Origin of the sequence: Agromyces cerinus subsp. cerinus (assembly GCF_900142065.1) — a bacterium.
Taxonomy (GTDB): Bacteria; Actinomycetota; Actinomycetes; order Actinomycetales; family Microbacteriaceae; genus Agromyces; species Agromyces cerinus.
In genome coordinates this window covers 16,478-33,445 of sequence record NZ_FSRJ01000003.1, presented here as the reverse complement: position 1 = coordinate 33,445, position 16,968 = coordinate 16,478, and the positions used below count along the sequence as shown (strand labels likewise).

The window sequence follows — 16,968 nt, the reverse complement described above, 5'->3', positions numbered from 1 at the left end:
CCTAGGGCGTACGTTCGGGTTCCCGCACGAACAGCATGAGCACGAGCCCCGCGGCGACGACGATCACGATGCCGAGGATGCCCCAGTACGTAGCGCCGAACACCAGGATGAACGCCGACCACAGCATCGGCGAGAGGAAGCTCGCGGCGCGCCCGGTGGTCGCGTAGAGGCCGAAGATCTCGCTCTCCCGACCGGCGGGGGTGACGCGGGCCAGGAACGACCGCGAGGCCGCCTGTGCGGGGCCGACGAAGAGGGTGAGCACGAGCCCGAACACCCAGAAGACGAGCTTGCCGGAGTCGTGGAGGAAGAAGACGAGGAGGCCGGCAGCGACCAGGCCGCCGAGCGCCGTGAGAATCACCGCGCGCGGGCCGAAGCGATCATCGAACCGCCCGGCGACGATGGTCGAGACGCCCGCGAGAAGGTTCGCGGCGATGCCGAAGATCATGACGTCGTTCGAACTGAAGTGGAAGGCGACGGCCGCGATCACCGCACCGAATGCGAACACCCCGGCGAGCCCGTCGCGGAAGACGGCGCTCGCGAGCAGGAACCAGAACGTCGGCCGGGTGTTGCGCCACAGGGCGACGATGTCCTGGTAGAGCACGACGTAGCTCCGCCAGAACGAGACCCGTTCGCGGCCGGGAGCCGGCGGTGCCTCCGGCACGTACACGAGCACCGGCCAGGCGAAGATCAGCGTCCAGATCGCGCATCCGACCGCGATCACGCGGAAGGCCAGCCCGTCGTCCGTCGGCATGCCCCACCAGTCGAACGCGGTCGCGACCACGACGAGCACGAGTGCGACGATGCCGCCGATGTAGCCGAGCCCCCACCCGAGACCAGACACCTTTCCGACCGTGCGCCGGGTTGAGACCTGCACGAGCATCGCGTTGTAGTTCACACCGGCGATCTCACTGAAGACCGTGCCGGCTGCGATGAGCGAGACGCCGAGCACGAAGTAGGCGGGCGAGCCCTGCACGAAGAAGAGTGCGAGCATGCAGAGCACCAGCGCCGCGGTCGCGCCCCCCAGCCAGACCTTGCGCCGTCCCGCGACATCCGCTCGCTGACCGAGGACGGGAGCGAGGAGGGCGATGAGGATGCCGGCGATGGTGATCGCCCAGCCGAGCCCGCTCGCCAGTTGGGCGATCGCGTGCTCGTACGCGGGGTCGTCTTCGCCCAGCGCGGCGACCGCGGGGTCGAGGAAGGTGTCGCTCGTGAGGTAGAGCGCCGTGAACACGAAGGTGAGGATGACCGAGTTGAACGGCTGCGTGGCCCAGTCCCACAGTGCCCACGAGACGACCTGGCGGCGTGGGATGACCCGCCCCTCCTGCAGATCGAGTCCCATCACTCCGATCGCGCCGCTGTTGGCTGCGGCCGGTGGGACGGGTGTGCCTGAGCTTGAATCCTCGGTCGGCGGGCCGGGGGGAACGGTCATGTCTGGGAGTCTTCCGGTCTCGGGTGAACGGTGAGTGACGCCGCCTCCCGGCCATGGCCGATCCGCGTCGATCTCGTGCACTGTACCGCGTCGGGCGCGCGTTGCCGCGGGCGAAACCCGGAAGCACCCGGCGACGAGCCGGGTCGGCTACTGCAGTTCCAGCACCTCTCGGAGGAGCGGGTTGTAGCTGGCGAAATGCAGCACGCCGGACTCGAGCATCACGGAGGGCTGGTAGTTCGCGTCGTAGTCCGCCGGGGCCTGGTAGCTGCCGTCGCCCTGGTGGGTGTCCTCGAGCCAGCCTTCGGCCTGCAGTTCGTCGAGCCATGCCTGGCCCTGGTCGCCCACCTCGAGTCGCGCGTACCAGACCGAGACGTCGCTGTTCGGCTTCGTCCAGACGCAGATGAGTGCACCCTCGTCGGCCATGCGCTCCATGACGGGGCCGAGCAGGTACGGGTCCTCCTCCTTGAGGCTGAGACCGTCGTCGGCGATGCGCGTGTACTCGGCGTCGGTGAACACGGTGTCGCAGCTCGGCCCGGCGGCCGGAGGATCGGCCGGCGTCTCGGCCGCGGGCGCCGACGGTTCGACGCTCGCCACGGTCTCTGCGGTCGCGCCGGAGGCGGAGGAATCGGGTGCGCTCGCGCCGCATCCGGTGAGGACGAGGGCGAGTGCACCGGCGGCGATCGCCGCGAGGAATTCGGTTCGAGATGCCATGCCACAGAGAATAGGAACATATCTTCCTATTCGCAACGGATGTGCTCGAATCGTGACCCGCGTTCAGGGGTAGCCCTGAGAGGCCGGCCCCCGAACGCACACGGCTCAGCTGTAGACCTCGGCGATCAGCTCGCCGAACAGCTGCTCGGCGTCGCACTCGAGCCGCTGCCGGGTGAACCAGTCGCAGACGTTGCGGCAGTCGCGATGCAGCAGGTCGAAGCCCTGCGGATTCGACACCACGTCGACCACCTGCGGCAGGTCGATCGCGACCATGCGGCCGTCGTGCACGAGCAGGTTGTACGGCGAGAGGTCGCCGTGCGCGAGTCCCGAGCGGGCGAGCGTGCGCATGAACTCGATGACCTGGTGGAACAGCTCGCGCAACTCGTCGGGGGTGGCGCGAACCTGGGCGAGACGCGGAGCGGCGACACGGCCGTCGCCGATGAACTCCATGAGCACCTCGGTGCCGCTCACCTGCACCGGGTACGGCACGGCCGCCCCGAGCTCGGTGAGTCGCGTCAGCGCCTCGAACTCGGCGGCCGCCCACTGCACGCGCGCGACCTCGCGGCCGAATGTCGTGCCCTTCGCGAGGGCGCGGGCGTCGCGACTGCGGCGGGTGGTGCGCCCCTCGGTGTAGACGGTCGAGCGGTGGAAGTCGCTGTGCTCGCTGCCGCGGTACCGCTTGGCGGCGAGCAGCACGTGCCTGCCGAGCGTGCCGGGCTCGGCGTCGGGTACGGCGCGTTCGATGAGGAAGAGGTCGGCCTCCTTGCCGGTCTTCACGACACCGAGTTCGGTGTCGATCGCCGCGGCATCAGTGACGAGCCAATCGGGTCGCGGCTGCGGCCCGCGCTCGAGCGGAGTGGTGGCCGGCCAGGTCGACCAGCGTTGGCCCTCGCCCGGTTCCACGGTCTGGAAGGCGAGATCGCCCGCGTCGAATCGCGGGGTCGTGAAGGCATGGGATGCCGCGTGCGCACGCACGACGGCGGATTCGTCGAGAGACGAGGTGATGTGCAAGGTGGATCTCCGAAGGTCGCGGAGGCCACCGGGCCGCTTAGCGGGTGGAGGCCTCGCAAGTGAAGGGAACGTGGAGGTTCACGACAACGACAGCCATGATCGACTCCTTTCTTCACCGGATGCACCGGAGCGGATGCCACGCGAATGACGCAGCTCCGGCAGTCTAGGTGCGTTCGCGCGCCACGTCCAGACCCGTGCTTCACTGCGCGGGCTGCTGCGGGGTAGGGTCGGCGCCATGGACGGCGACGCGGAGCACGAGGCATCCGGTACCGTGCTGCTCGTCGAGGGCGACAGTGACCGCCTCGCGGTCGAGGCGCTCGCTGCGCGACTGGGGCACGATCTCGCCGCGGCCGGGGTGCGCGTGGTCTCGATGGGCGGCGTGACCAACCTGCACCGTCACCTCGGAGCGCTCGCCGAGCTGCGCCCGCGCCAGCGCGTGCTCGGGCTCTTCGACGCGGCCGAGATCGCGTACGTGCGGCGCGCCGTCGACGACGCCGGCCTCGGTTCGGCGACCACGCTCGACGAGCTCGCCGGGTTCGGGTTCTTCGCGTGCGACCCCGACCTCGAGGGCGAGCTGATCCGTGCGCTCGGCGTCGAGCGCATGCAGCAGCTGCTCGGCGAGCACGGCGAGCTCGCCCGGTTCCGCGGGTTCCAGCACCAGCCGGCGCAGCGCGTGCGGGCGACCGATGCGCAGCTCCGGCGGTTCCTCGGCACCCACGCAGGGCGCAAGGCGCAGTTCGCACCGCTCATGATCGACGCCCTCGAGGAGTCCAGCATCCCGACGGCGATGCGCGCGCTCGTCGAGACCGCGGTCGACCGGGAGTCGGCGCCGCGTCGCTGACCGATCGATGCGCGCGGCGAGGGCCTCGGGCATCACCGGTTCGCACGAGACCGCGCGGGCCGCCCGGGCCCGGCGAATCCGTCACGCCCGCTGCTGCACGACGATCGTCGGATCGGCCACCTCGATGACGACCGGGCTCGCTCCCGGATCGCCGTCGGCGTCGACGATGCGCCAGACTCGCGCTGCGGTGCCGACTCCCGGCACCTGCGTCTGCAGCAACGGGCGGCCGGACGAGGTGCGCGGCCGCCAGCTCCCGGCCAGCGTCTCCCCGGGCCCGAGCGTCACGACGAGGTCGAAGGAGGAGACCGAGCCGTCGTCGGAGAGCGCGATGCGCCGATCCGCCACGCTGCCGTGCTCGGCCCGAGCGCGGCGCCGGTGCTCCTGCCAGGTCTCCTGCATCGCGCGCTCGACGCCGGCCTCCTGGATCGAGCCGATCAGCATCGCCCACACTGCGACCGGGATGCCGCAGATCATGACGGTGAAGATCAGGTTGAACCACCAGCCCGGGGTCCCGTCGGTCCAGAGCAGCACGAGCGCCGCGATGGCGCCGACCGTCGTGACCAGGCCGACGAGTGCGAACATCACCCGGCCGGCGGTGCGCATCCGCTTCGGCAGCAGCAGCGACTCCGGCGCGTGGGCTGCGGCATCGATTCGATCGATCAGGTGCACGACGTGGCCCGCGGTGTCGTCGGGGGACGGCTTCAACATGGCCGCATGGTAGCGCCTGCAGGAGAACCGGCCGTGAACAGGCACTTCCGCTGGGAGGCGGGATGTGGTTCAGTGAGCCATGGAACCGAATGGGGCCCCCGGGGGGCGGTTCAACGGACGTCTCGCCTTCCTGCTCGCGATGGCCATGTTCGTGCTGGTGGTCGACACCTCGCTCATGAACGTGTCGATCTCGGCGGTGGTGCACGATCTCGACACCACGGTGAGCGGCGTGCAGGGGGCGATCGCCCTCGAGGCGCTCGTCTCGGCGGCGTTCATCCTCATCGGCGGCAAGACCGGCGACCTCATCGGTCGCAAGCTCGCCTACATCCTGGGCCTGCTCGGCTACGCGATCGGCGCGATCGCGATGGTCTTCGCGCAGGACCTCCCGGCGATCATCATCTTCTGGGCGTTCATCGGCGGCATCGGCGCGTCGCTGCTGCTGCCCGCGATGCAGTCGCTCATCCACGGCAACTTCGAGGGCGCGCACCAGAAGCGGGTGTACGCGCTGGTCGGGGCATCCGCCGCCATCGCCGCCGCTGTCGGACCGCTCATCGGCGGATTCATCACGACGTTCCTCTCCTGGCGGGTCGGCTTCGCGCTCGAGGCGGTGATCATCGCGGTCGTGCTGGCGGGCATCGGCCTCGTGAAGGACGTGCCGTACCACGGTGAGCGATCGATCGACCTCGTGGGCGCCCTGCTCTCGATCGTCGGCATGGGCGGCGTCGTCACCGGCATCCTCGTCTGGCAGGAGGGCGGCGGTTACGTCGGCCTGATCATCGGCATCGGCGTGCTCGGGCTCGGCCTCCTCGTGTTCTGGCTGCGCAGTCGCAAGCGGCGCGGAAAGCCGACGCTGCTCGACCCGACCCTCTTCGAGTCGAAGATGTTCCGATCGGGGGCGAGCGGGCAGTTGCTGCAGCAGATCGCGCTCGGCGGCACGATGATCGTGCTGCCCATCTACCTGCAGATGGTGTTCGAGTACAACGCGTTGCAGGCGGGGCTCTCGATCGCACCGCTCTCGCTCAGCATGTTCGTCGTCGCGGTGCTGGCCGGGCGCGGCCTCAAGCGACGTCCGGCGAGCATCATCCTGTGGGGATTCGCCCTCGTCGTGATCGGCATCACGATCCTCGTGCCGATCGTGCCGATCGCCGATTCGGGCTGGTACCTCACGATTCCGCTCATCATCGCGGGCTGCGGGCTCGGACTGCTCGTCTCGCAGCTGAACAACTACACGCTCTCGCCGATCTCCGACGAGCGGGTCAGCGAGGCGGCCGGCGTGAACTCGGCGGCCGGTTCGTTCGGTCTCTCGTTCGGTCTCGCCTTCGCGGGCGCGATCATGCTCGCGACGCTCGCCTTCACGTTCACCGCGAGTGCCGAGGCGAGCTCGGTGCTGAGCGCCGACGAGCAGCAGCAGGTCTCGACCGTGCTCGAAGAGGACGCCGAGATCATGACGAACACCGGACTCGAGGCGCTGCTCGTCGACCAGACACCCGAGGTGCAGGAGGAGATCCTGCGCATCAACACCGACTCGCGGTTCATCGCGCTGCAGATCGCCCTGCTCGTGCCGATCCTCGCGGGTCTCCTCGGCATCGCGAATGCGTTCAGGATGCGCCGGCTCCCCGACCCGAAGCCCTCGGAGTCGGCCGAGGGGACGATGCTCGGCTGAGGCGCGGCCCCGGCCCCGCCCGACGGCTACGCCGCGGGCGCCAGCATCGACGCGAACGTGGGAGCGCTGACGAAGGTGAGCGATCCATCGGCGCGCACGGCGACTGGGCTGATGCCGCTGCCCGGTTCCACCGGCCCGGTGTACGCGCCGGGCACCGGGTCGTCGCTGAGGACGTATCCCGTCTCCGCGAGGGCGTCCGACCAGGCGCCTGCATCGCCTGGCGCGACGCCGACCTGCACGACCGTCAGCGTGATGTCGGTGCTCGGCTTGCCCCACGCGCAGGCGATGCCGTCCGCCTCCACCATCCGAACCGCGAGTGCATCGAACACCTTCGGCGTGGGGAGCGGCTCGAGGCCGTCGTCCGAGAGCTTCTGGGAGCCCTCTGCAGCGAGCACGGTGTCGCACGTCGCGGCCGGGACGGCACTCGGGGTCGGCGATGGTTCCGGCGACGCGCTCGGGGCCGACGAGGCCGTCGGGGGCGATGTCGGCGACGGCGCGGGGTCGTCGGTCGCCGTGCATCCGCTGAGCAGGGCGAGTGAGACGGCAGCGATCAGGGCGCTTCCGAGTGCAGGACGTCGGGTCATGTCGCGAGCATATCGACCGTCAGTCCGACGGGCTCCGACGAGCTCCGACCAGCGCCGCGACCCCGAGCACGAGGCAGAGCGGCCGGTAGAAGCGTGCGTCGAACCTGCGGAACCGCTCGCTCGGGTCCGGCAGGCCGAGCACCCTGCATGCGACGACGCCACCGGCCGCGCCTCGGGTCAGCAACGCCGACCCGGTGGCGCGCCGGGCGAGCACCGCGATCGGACGGTCGCCCAGCGCTCCGCCGGCGACGATGCCGGCCGCCGTCGCCATCACCGCCACCACCGCGGTCGCGATGGGTGCCGGTTCGACGGAGGTCGATCCAACCGTCGCGTCCGCCAGCTCGGCTCGGCTCTTCGCGGGCCAGCTCGAGCCGCCCGCCCAGATGCCGTGCAGTACCCCGACGCTCACGAGTCCGACGGCCGCGACCGCCCTCGACGCCAGCACCACCCCGGAAGCACCGCGCATGCGCCCCACACTATCCGGGCCCGACCGTCAGGCGCGGACCCGTTGCCCGTGGCGGCCGCCTACGGCGTGGTCCAGGTGGCCGGCGGCTTCGCCTGCTCGTACAGCCAGGTCTGGAAGAAGTCGTCGAGGTCGGCTCCGGAGACCTCTTCGAAGACGGCCTGGAAGTCGTCGGCCGTCGCGGCCGAGTCGTCGTAGCGCTCGAGCCAGAGCCGGGTGCCGGCGAAGAACGCCTCGTCACCGAGCTCGACGCGGAGCGCGTGCAGGGTACCGGCGCCGCGGTCGTAGACCGGGCCCTGGAACAGCCCGAGCGCGCCCGGGTCGCCGATCTGGAGCTGCCAGTACGAGGCAGGGCGAGTCTGGTTGTACCAGTTGTCGTAGGCCTGCTGCGCAGTGGTCCCGCCGTTCTCCTCGGTCCACATGCGGGTCGCGTAGGTGGCCCAGCCCTCGTTGAGCCAGATGTCCTGCCAGCGTTCGGGGCTCACCGCGTCGCCGAACCACTGGTGCGCGAGCTCGTGCGCGACCGTGCCCTGGCCGGCCTGGCTCGAGTACACCGGGCGGGTCTGCGTCTCGAGGGCGTACCCGACCGTGTCGTTGTCGACGATCGCCCCGAACGAGGTGAACGGGTACGGGCCGAACCGGCTCTCGAAGAAGTCGATCATCGCGGCCTGTCGCGCGAGGCTCGCGTTCGTGGTCGCGAGTCGCGCGGGCGAGAGCTTCGTGTCGACCGCGTCGATGATCGGCACGCCGCTCGCCGAGAAATAGGTGTCCCGCACGTCGAAGTCGCCCACCGATGCCGTCGTCAGGTAACTGGCCTGCTGGTCGGGGGCGTCCCAGTACCAGGTGGTCCAGCCGTCGGCCGTGACCTCGGGCCGGGGCTGCATGCCGTTCGCCACGGCGGACTTGCCCTCCGGCACGGTGATCGCGAAGCTGTAGCTCGCCTTGTCGGTCTGGTGGTCGCTGACGGGGTACCAGGTCATCGAGCCCTCCGGCTCGCTGGCCACCATGGCGCCGTCGCGCGTGGTCACCCACCCGTAGAGCGCGTCCTCGATGTCGAGCGGTCGCGTCGTCGGGCCCCCGTACTCGACGACCACCCGGGCGGTCTGGCCGGCCTTGAGCTTCGGGCGGGGCTGCACGGTGAGCTCCCAGACGCGCTCGGCGTCGTTCTGCACGTGCCAGTACGCGGCGCCGTCGACCACGGCCCCGGGCGCCGGAGGCGCGACGGATGTCGCGGGCTTGCCGTTCACCGTCACCGAGCCGACCGTCATGCCGCGGAGGTCGAGGTTGAACCGGTCGAGGTCCTGCGTGGCGACGAGGTCGATCGTGGCGATGCCCTCGAACTGCCCGATGAGCGGCGCAGGCGCGGCCGCGGGCGGCGTGTAGGTGACGCCGAGGTCGTAGTGCTGCACGTCGTACCCGCCGTTGCCGGCGTTCGGGAAGTACGCGTCGCCCGCACCCTGCGCGCCCGCCGTATAGCGCGGGCCGCCCGGTGATCCGGGGGCGGCGACCGCTCCGGTCGCACCGAGGCCTCCGATCACCGCGAGTGCGACCGTCAGGCCGCCCACCAGTTGCATTCGTCTCCGGTTCACGGTCGCTTCCCCTCGTCGTCTCCACGTGGCGCACTGCGCGAAACTCTAGGGATCAGCGGTCGCCGCCGGTAGCCCCAACAGGGGAATACTGGACACCCGCTGTGAGTTGAGTCAAGTACACTCAAGTTTCACCGCCTCGACTTGACACGTTCACGGGGTGTTGAGAAGCTTGAGTCGGCAAGGCTCAAGTCTTGCCTCAGGTACTTCGGTTGCGGGCCAGCAAGGGTCGGACCGGTATCCGGCTCGTTGCTCGATGAGTCGTGCGGTGCTCCCGCGCGGCCCGGGCAGGCGGGCGGGGAGAAGGAGAAACACATGTCACGTGCAGTAGGAATCGACCTCGGCACCACCAACTCGGTCGTCGCGGTCCTCGAGGGCGGCGAGCCCACGGTCATCGCGAACGCGGAGGGTCTGCGCACCACTCCGTCGGTCGTCGCATTCACGAAAGACGGCGAGGTGCTCGTCGGCGAGACCGCGAAGCGCCAGGCCGTCACCAACGTCGACCGCACCATCGCGTCGGTCAAGCGCCACGTCGGCACCGACTGGAAGACCGACGAGATCGACGGCAAGAAGTACACGCCGCAGGAGATCTCGGCGCGCATCCTGCAGAAGCTGAAGCGAGACGCGGAGCAGTACCTCGGCGACACCGTCACCGACGCCGTCATCACCGTGCCGGCGTACTTCAACGACGCCGAGCGCCAGGCCACGAAGGAGGCCGGCGAGATCGCGGGCCTCAACGTGCTCCGCATCATCAACGAGCCCACCGCCGCCGCACTCGCGTACGGCCTCGACAAGGGCAAGGAAGACGAGCTCATCCTGGTCTTCGACCTCGGTGGCGGCACGTTCGACGTGTCCCTCCTCGAGGTGGGCAAGGACGACGACTTCTCGACCATCCAGGTGCGCGCCACGGCCGGCGACAACCGCCTCGGCGGCGACGACTGGGACCAGCGCATCGTCGACTGGCTCATCAAGAAGTTCAAGGAGTCGACCGGTGTCGACGTCTCGAACGACAAGATCGCGAAGCAGCGCCTGAAGGAGGCCGCTGAGCAGGCCAAGAAGGAACTGTCCTCGAACCTGAAGGCGTCCATCCAGCTGCCTTACCTCTCGCTCACCGAGAACGGCCCCGCGAACCTCGACGAGACGCTCACCCGCGCCGAGTTCGAGAACATGACGAGCGACCTGCTCGACCGCACCAAGAAGCCGTTCGAAGACGTCATCCGCGAGGCCGGCGTCAAGCTCTCCGACATCGCGCACGTCGTGCTCGTCGGTGGATCGACGCGCATGCCCGCGGTCAGCGAGCTCGTGAAGAAGGAGACCGGCCAGGAGCCCAACAAGGGCGTCAACCCCGATGAGGTCGTCGCCGTCGGCGCCGCCCTCCAGGCGGGCGTCCTCAAGGGCGAGCGCAAGGATGTGCTCCTCATCGACGTCACCCCCCTCAGCCTCGGCATCGAGACCAAGGGCGGCATCATGACGAAGCTCATCGAGCGCAACACGGCCATCCCGACCAAGCGCAGCGAGACCTTCACGACCGCCGACGACAACCAGCCGTCGGTCGCGATCCAGGTCTTCCAGGGCGAGCGCGAGTTCACCCGCGACAACAAGCCGCTCGGCACCTTCGAGCTCACCGGCATCGCGCCGGCGCCGCGGGGCATCCCGCAGATCGAGGTCACGTTCGACATCGACGCCAACGGCATCGTGCACGTGTCCGCGAAGGACAAGGGCACCGGCAAGGAGCAGCGCATGACGATCTCGGGCGGCTCGAGCCTCCCGAAGGACGACATCGAGCGCATGGTGCGCGAGGCCGAGGAGCACGCCGCCGAAGACAAGGCGCGTCGCGAGTCGGCTGAGACCCGCAACCAGGCCGAGCAGCTCGTCTACTCGATCGAGAAGCTCATCAAGGACAACGACGACAAGCTCCCCGCTGACGTCAAGTCCGAGGTGCAGGGCGACGTCGACGCGCTGAAGACCGCGCTCGCCGGCGACGACGACGAGGCCGTGAAGTCGGCCTTCGAGAAGCTCAACGCATCGCAGGGCAAGCTCGGCGAGGCCATCTACGCGCAGGACCAGGCCGCCCAGAGCGCCCCGGCCGGCGAAGACGCGACGGCCACCGGTGAAGAGGCCGCGTCCGACGAGGACGTGGTCGACGCCGAGGTCATCGACGACGAGGAAGAAAAGAAGTAGCCATGGCAGACGAGAAGGAGACTCCCGAAGTCCCCGAACCCGACGCCGGTTCCACCGACGAGGCGACGGATGCCGCGGCATCCGTCGCCCCCGAGGGGGAGGGCCTCGAGGTCGACGACGACGAGGTGCTCACGGTCGACGACATCCTGAACGCGGCGAACGCCGAGGTGCAGGATCCGAGCGACGAGCACCTCGCCGACCTCAAGCGCATCACCGCGGAGTACGCCAACTACCGCAAGCGCACCGAGGCCAACCGCGAACTCGAGCGGGAGCGCGCCGTCGGCGCGGCCGTGGCCGTGCTGCTGCCCGTGCTCGACGACCTCGACCGTGCCGAGAAGCACGGCGACCTCGAGGGCGACGCCCCGTTCGCGACCATCGCGGCGAAGCTGCGCGGCTCGGTCGAGAAGCTCGGACTCACCGCGTTCGGCGCGGTCGGCGAGCCGTTCGACCCGCAGCGGCACGAGGCGATCTTCCAGCAGCCGTCGGCCGACGTCGAGATCGACACGATCGCCGACGTCGTCGAGACCGGGTACACCCTCGGCGGCACGCTGCTCCGCGCAGCGAAGGTCGTCGTGAAGACCCCGCAGTAGACCCGACTCGGCCGGCCCGCGGCATCCGTTCGCGGATGTCGCCGGCCGGCCGACACGGTTTTCAGACAGACTCAAGACAGACTTCAGACAGATACGAGAGAGGAGGTGCCGGTGGCCAGTCAGGATTGGTTCGACAAGGACTTCTACAAGGTGCTCGGCGTCTCCAAAGACGTGAGCGACGCGGAACTCAAGAAGACGTACCGCAAGCTCGCGCGCAAGTACCACCCCGACTCCAACCCCGGTGACGCTGCCGCCGAGGCGAAGTTCAAGGAGATCAGCGAGGCGCACTCGGTGCTCGCCGATGCCGAGCAGCGCAAGGAGTACGACGCGGTGCGGGCCATGGGCTCCGGCGCCCGGTTCACGGCGCCCGGCAGTGCCGGCGGCGCCGGCGGCTTCGAAGACGTCTTCGGCGGCATGTTCGGCCAGGGCGGCGGGGGCCGCGGCCAGTCATACACGTTCCAGCAGGGCGGCGACTACGACGACCTGCTCGGCGGGCTCTTCGGCGGCGGCCGCTTCGGCCAGCCGACGGGCGGCTACCGCGGCACCGGCGGCCCCACCAAGGGCCGGGATGTCACGGCGTCGACGACGCTCGACTTCATCACCGCCACCCAGGGCGACCAGATCACCCTGCAGAGCGCTGAGGGCAAGCCGATCACGGTGCGCATTCCGGCGGGCGTCGCCGACGGGCAGAAGATCCGCCTGCGCGGCAAGGGCCAGCCCTCGCCCGACGGCGGCGAACCCGGCGACATCGTGCTGACCGTGACCGTGCGCAAGCACCCGGTCTTCGAGCGCGACGGCCTGAACCTCCGGGTCACCGTGCCCGTCACGTTCACCGAGGCCGCGCTCGGCGCGACCATCCAGGTGCCGACCCTGGGCGGCGACCCCGTCAAGGTGCGGGTCGCGCCCGGCACGCCGAGCGGCCGGGTGCTGCGCGTGAAGGGCCGTGGCGTGAAGACGCAGAAGGGCACCGGAGACCTGCTCGCAGTCGTGCAGGTCGCCGTTCCCTCGCACCTCTCCAAGGAGGCCGAGGCGAAGCTCGAGGAGTTCGCCGCGCTGCTGCCCGACGAGAACCCACGCGACGACCTGCTCGCGAAGGCGAAGGGCTAGGCGGTGGAGATGAACGAGAGGAGCCCGCTCTTCGTCATCTCCGTCGCCGCCGAGCTCGCGGGCATGCACCCGCAGACGCTGCGCCAGTACGACCGGCTCGGGCTCGTCTCACCGACCCGCACCGCGGGCAAGTCGCGTCGCTACTCGATGCACGATGTCGTGCAGTTGCGCGAGATCGCGCAGCTCTCGAGCGAGGGCGTGAGCCTCGAAGGAATCCGCCGGGTGCTCGGCCTCGAAGACGAGGTGGCGACGCTGCGCGCCCGGGTGCGCGAACTCGAGGGCGCGCTCGCTGACGAGATGCTGAACCGGCCGGGCCGGCGCGTCTTCGCGGCCGGGGCAGCCGGCGAGGTCATCTCGCTGAAGGCGGGCACCCGCGTGCGACGCGAGAACGCGGTCGTCGTGTGGCGACCCCTCGAGCGCGAGTAGCCGGGTTCAGCGACCCCTGGAGCGCGAGTGGCCGGGTTCAGCGACCCCAGGCCGAGGCGGGCGCCTCGATGACCTCGTAGGGGCGCGAACTCCAGTGGGTGCCGTAGCCGTAATGGCTCGACGCCCACGCCGACGCCCAGATCGCCTGCGCGGTGGCATCGGCCGAGTCGCCGCGGGCGAGCGCCGCATCGACCTCGGGGTAGCGCCCCGACTGCAGGTTCTCGGCGGCGTAGTACGCGGCCTCGACGAGGGTCGCGTAGCTGCCGAGACCGGATCCACCGCCGGAACCCTGGCCGTTGTTCAGCGGGTTGTTGCGGTTCCACCAGTTGTCGGCGCCGTTCTCCTGACGCATCCAGCGCATCATGAAGGTGACGTTCTCCTCGGTCAGTGGCCAGCCGCCCTCGACGAGCACGAGCTTGGACCAGTCGACGTTGGTGCCGCCGGCGACCAGCGTCTGCGCGCCGGTCGTCGCGACGTAGGACTCGTGCGAGACCGCCGGGGCGGCGACGTCCGACGCGACGTCGAGCGACTGCACGTCGCCGCGGTGCGGGGTGTCTGCAGCGGCGTAGGGGAGCGCGTCGCCGGGTTGGGGCAGCGGCGCGATGGCGAACCCGGCGAGGAGGCCGATGACCGAGAGCACGGCGGCCGCCGCGAGCGATCGCCGAGGTCGGTGCGCTTGCGAGCGCACTCCGGCCCGGGGACGCGTCACGGGCGTCGCGACCTTCCGTCGCGCCGCCCGTCGTCCCCCGGCTCGTGCGTCCTGCATGCGGCACCGAGGGTAGCAAACCCCGCCGAGAGCCGCACCCAGCCGAGAACGGGGCTCAGCGGATGCCGGTGGTCGCGGCCACACCCACGTCGGCCTGACGGCTCGCGAGCCGACGCCGGCGGAACCACTTGTCGCCTTCGACGACGACCAGGAGGATCAGGGTCAGCCCGATGCACTCCAGCCACTGCCAGCCCGTCAGCGACACCGTGCCGAGCATCCGCTGGAGCACGCCGATCTCGGTCGACGCGATGATGAGCAGGACCGGCCAGACCAGGATCTTCGCCACAGCCGCGATGGGCGCCAGCAGGCCCGACTCGGGGGTGCGACGCATGAGCAGGGCGCTCAGCACGGTGGCGAAGCCGAGCACGACATAGGCCATCGTCATCGACGCGGTCGGCTCGGACGGGCTCGGCACATCAGGCCCCCAGACGAGCGGCACCAGCGCGATGAGGAAGATGACCGCGCCGTAGACGAGCCACTCCACGAGCGAGACGGGATTGACGACGCCGACCTTCGGGTCGCGCGGGGGGTGGTTCATGATGCCGGGCGGGTTCGCGTCGGCGGCGATCGCGAACACCGCGAACAGGGCCACGAAGAAGTTGATGAACAGCACCTGGGCTGGGAACAGTGCGACGCCCTCGGCGATCGAGAACGCACTCGCGGCGAGGAACAGCATGATCAGGCTGAGCAACTGCGTCATCTGGAAGCGCAGGTACGCGGTGATCTTCGAGTAGACGATGCGGCCGATCTCGACGGCGTGCACCAGGGTCGCGAAGTTGTCGTCGGTGAGCACGAGCTTCGCGGCCTGCTTCGTCACCTCGGATCCCGAGCCCATCGCGACGCCGATGTTGGCCTGCTTGATCGCCGCAGCGTCGTTCACGGCGTCGCCGGTCATCGCGACGATGGCGCCGTCGGCCTGAAGGAGGCGGACCAGCCGCAGCTTGTCGTCGGGCGTGACCCGGCCGAACACGTGCAGGTCGGGCAGGCGACGCGCGAGTTCCTCGTCGCTCATCTCCTTGAGGTCGGCGCCGCTCACGGCCCCGGTGCCGAGTCCGAGCTCGGCGCCGATCGCCCCGGCGGTCACGGCGTGGTCGCCCGTGATCATGCGCACGTCGATGCCGGCGTTGTGCGCCACGGCGACGGCGTCCTTCGCCTCGGTGCGCAGCGGGTCGACGATGCCGACGATGCCGATGAGCACCAACTCGGAGACCCAGGTCATCGGGTCGGCCGCGATGCGGCCCTCGTCGGCGTCGTCGAGGAACCGGGCTGCGATCGCGAGCGTGCGGAGCCCGGTGGCCGACATGCGCTCGAGCTCCGTGGTCGCCGAGTCGGACGCCACGGGCACGACCTCGCGCTTCTCGTCGAGCATCGTCGTGCAGCGGCCGAGCACCACGTCGGGGGCGCCCTTCACGATGAGCACGAGTCGCTGCTCGCCGCGGAAGGGGATGCGCTGCAGGGTGGCCATGAACTTGTAGTCCGAGTCGAACGGGACTTCGGCGAGACGCGGATAGTCCTTGCGCGCCTGGTCGGCATCGATGCCGAGCCTCGCGGCGAGCACCACGAGTGCGGCCTCGGTGGGGTCGCCCACCACGGCGCCGTCGGACGACACCGTCGCATCGTTCGGCAGCCCGATCGCGAGTCCGAGCGTCGGGGCGTCGAGCGGCTCGTCGGAGGTGCCGAGCACCTGGCCCTCGAACGAGTAACCCTCGCCCGTGACGCGGTAGGTGTTGCTGCCGAACCAGGCCGTGCGCACCGTCATCATGTTGAGCGTCAGCGTGCCGGTCTTGTCGGAGCAGATCGCACTGGTCGCGCCGAGCGTCTCGACGTCGTTCAGCGACGTGACGATCGCGCGTTCCTTCGCGAGCTTCGAGGCGCCCCAGGCGAGCAGGCTCTGCACGAACACCGGCAGGCCGGTCGGGATCGCGGAGATCGCGACGGCGGTGGCGAGGAAGAGCAGCTCGTCGAGGCTCTGGCCGCGCACGAAGCCGATGATGACGATGACGAGCACCGCGCTCCAGGCGATGATGCCGAGCACCTTCGTGAGCCCGTCGAGCTCGAGCTGGAGGGGGGACTTCTTGTCGCCGACCTGCGTGAGCAAGGAGGCGATGCGACCCATCTGGGTGCGCATGCCGGTCTCGACGACGACGATGCGCGCCGTGCCGCGGGTGACGGAGGTGTTCTGGAACACCATCGATGTGCGGTCGGCGAGCGCGGTGCCCGTGGTGTTCTCGGCCGGGCCCTTCGGGATCGGCAGGGACTCGCCGGTGAGCGAGGACTCCTGCGTCTCGAGGTTCGCCGATCGGAGGATGCGGCCGTCGGCCGGCACGAGATCGCCGGATTCCAGTTCGACGATGTCGCCGGGCACGAGCCCCGTCGCGTCGATCTGGAGCAGGACGCCATCGCGGATGACCCGCGCCTTCGGCGTCTGCAGCTTCGCGAGCGCGTCGACGCTGCGGCGGGCCTTCACCTCCTGCTGGGTGCCCGTGATGACGTTGAAGAGCACCAGGATCGCCACGATGATCGCCGTCGTGACCTGCCCGATGAGGAGCGACACGATCGTCACCGCGATGAGCATCAGCGTCATGAGCTCGAGCACCTGGCTGAGCGCGATGCGCCAGACGCTCGGCGGTGGCGCGCTCTGCAGGGCGTTGGGCCCGGCCTCGGCGAGGCGCTTCTCGGCCTCTGCCGAGGTGAGCCCACGTGACGATTCCGTCTTCGCCTGCACGATCACGTCGTCGGGGGCGAGCGCCCACCATTCGACGACGTGCTCCTGTGGTGCGCTGTTCTGAGTCTCGATGGTCATGCAAACCCCCGGAAGTCGTGTCGACAATCGACAGGCTAGTCCGGCGGATGCCGCGAGCGGGAGAGGGCGCCGCCATCGGTTTGACGCGTCGTACGCTTG

The 16,968-nt window shown here is 69.8% G+C and carries 15 protein-coding genes; 6 read left to right on the top strand and 9 right to left on the bottom strand.

The window, feature by feature from the left end; translation table 11 throughout:
* Window position 1 precedes the first annotated feature (1 nt).
* The 3 genes from BUR99_RS10575 to BUR99_RS10565 form a co-directional block, all read right to left on the bottom strand.
* Entirely contained in the window at window positions 2-1,429 is a 1,428-nt protein-coding gene (locus BUR99_RS10575; RefSeq protein ID WP_074260375.1) for an MFS transporter, read from the bottom strand.
* A 147-nt stretch (window positions 1,430-1,576) separates the two neighbouring features.
* A complete protein-coding gene (locus BUR99_RS10570; RefSeq protein WP_074260374.1) occupies window positions 1,577-2,140 on the bottom strand; it encodes a hypothetical protein in 564 nt (187 codons plus the stop codon).
* A gap of 105 nt (window positions 2,141-2,245) precedes the next feature.
* Window positions 2,246-3,151, bottom strand: a complete 906-nt coding sequence (locus BUR99_RS10565) for a serine protein kinase RIO (RefSeq protein ID WP_234980823.1) — start codon at window positions 3,149-3,151, stop codon at window positions 2,246-2,248.
* A 235-nt stretch (window positions 3,152-3,386) separates the two neighbouring features.
* Here BUR99_RS10565 and BUR99_RS10560 point away from each other — a divergent pair, with 235 nt between their 5' ends.
* Window positions 3,387-3,992 carry a TOPRIM nucleotidyl transferase/hydrolase domain-containing protein gene (locus tag BUR99_RS10560; RefSeq protein ID WP_074260373.1) on the top strand — a complete coding sequence of 202 codons (606 nt, stop codon included), beginning with the start codon at window positions 3,387-3,389 and terminating at the stop codon, window positions 3,990-3,992.
* Between the two features lie 81 nt (window positions 3,993-4,073).
* Here the strand turns inward: BUR99_RS10560 and BUR99_RS10555 are convergent, their stop codons facing one another.
* Complete coding sequence (locus tag BUR99_RS10555) at window positions 4,074-4,700, bottom strand: hypothetical protein (RefSeq protein ID WP_234980822.1); 627 nt, start codon at window positions 4,698-4,700, stop codon at window positions 4,074-4,076.
* Between the two features lie 79 nt (window positions 4,701-4,779).
* On the opposite strand from BUR99_RS10555, the gene BUR99_RS10550 reads away from it, so the two are divergent.
* On the top strand, window positions 4,780-6,363 hold the full coding sequence (locus tag BUR99_RS10550) for an MFS transporter (protein ID WP_074260372.1): 1,584 nt from the start codon (window positions 4,780-4,782) through the stop codon (window positions 6,361-6,363).
* 26 nt (window positions 6,364-6,389) lie between these two features.
* Here BUR99_RS10550 and BUR99_RS10545 read toward each other — a convergent pair whose 3' ends face one another.
* From BUR99_RS10545 to BUR99_RS10535, 3 genes are read right to left on the bottom strand one after another with little or no spacing between them, the layout of a single operon-like run.
* A complete protein-coding gene (locus BUR99_RS10545; RefSeq protein ID WP_074260371.1) occupies window positions 6,390-6,947 on the bottom strand; it encodes a hypothetical protein in 558 nt (185 codons plus the stop codon).
* Between the two features lie 19 nt (window positions 6,948-6,966).
* Window positions 6,967-7,413: a DUF3995 domain-containing protein gene (locus BUR99_RS10540; RefSeq protein WP_074260370.1), complete on the bottom strand. Its 447-nt coding sequence runs from the start codon at window positions 7,411-7,413 to the stop codon at window positions 6,967-6,969.
* A gap of 59 nt (window positions 7,414-7,472) precedes the next feature.
* On the bottom strand, window positions 7,473-8,999 hold the full coding sequence (locus BUR99_RS10535) for a M1 family metallopeptidase (protein WP_234980821.1): 1,527 nt from the start codon (window positions 8,997-8,999) through the stop codon (window positions 7,473-7,475).
* Window positions 9,000-9,311: 312 nt separating this feature from the next.
* On the opposite strand from BUR99_RS10535, the gene dnaK reads away from it, so the two are divergent.
* The 4 genes from dnaK (at window position 9,312) to BUR99_RS10515 (ending at window position 13,300) form a co-directional block, all read left to right on the top strand.
* Complete coding sequence (dnaK, locus tag BUR99_RS10530; RefSeq protein ID WP_074260368.1) at window positions 9,312-11,177, top strand: molecular chaperone DnaK; 1,866 nt, start codon at window positions 9,312-9,314, stop codon at window positions 11,175-11,177.
* Between the two features lie 2 nt (window positions 11,178-11,179).
* On the top strand, window positions 11,180-11,767 hold the full coding sequence (locus BUR99_RS10525) for a nucleotide exchange factor GrpE (RefSeq protein ID WP_074260367.1): 588 nt from the start codon (window positions 11,180-11,182) through the stop codon (window positions 11,765-11,767).
* Window positions 11,768-11,878: 111 nt separating this feature from the next.
* Window positions 11,879-12,874 carry a DnaJ C-terminal domain-containing protein gene (locus tag BUR99_RS10520; RefSeq protein ID WP_074260366.1) on the top strand — a complete coding sequence of 332 codons (996 nt, stop codon included), beginning with the start codon at window positions 11,879-11,881 and terminating at the stop codon, window positions 12,872-12,874.
* Between the two features lie 9 nt (window positions 12,875-12,883).
* Window positions 12,884-13,300, top strand: a complete 417-nt coding sequence (locus BUR99_RS10515; protein WP_074260969.1) for a heat shock protein transcriptional repressor HspR — start codon at window positions 12,884-12,886, stop codon at window positions 13,298-13,300.
* Between the two features lie 37 nt (window positions 13,301-13,337).
* Here the strand turns inward: BUR99_RS10515 and BUR99_RS10510 are convergent, their stop codons facing one another.
* Both BUR99_RS10510 and BUR99_RS10505 read right to left on the bottom strand, forming a co-directional pair.
* Window positions 13,338-14,066 carry a hypothetical protein gene (locus BUR99_RS10510; protein ID WP_234980820.1) on the bottom strand — a complete coding sequence of 243 codons (729 nt, stop codon included), beginning with the start codon at window positions 14,064-14,066 and terminating at the stop codon, window positions 13,338-13,340.
* A 55-nt stretch (window positions 14,067-14,121) separates the two neighbouring features.
* Entirely contained in the window at window positions 14,122-16,869 is a 2,748-nt protein-coding gene (locus BUR99_RS10505) for a cation-translocating P-type ATPase (RefSeq protein ID WP_074260365.1), read from the bottom strand.
* Between the last annotated feature and the right edge of the window lie 99 nt (window positions 16,870-16,968).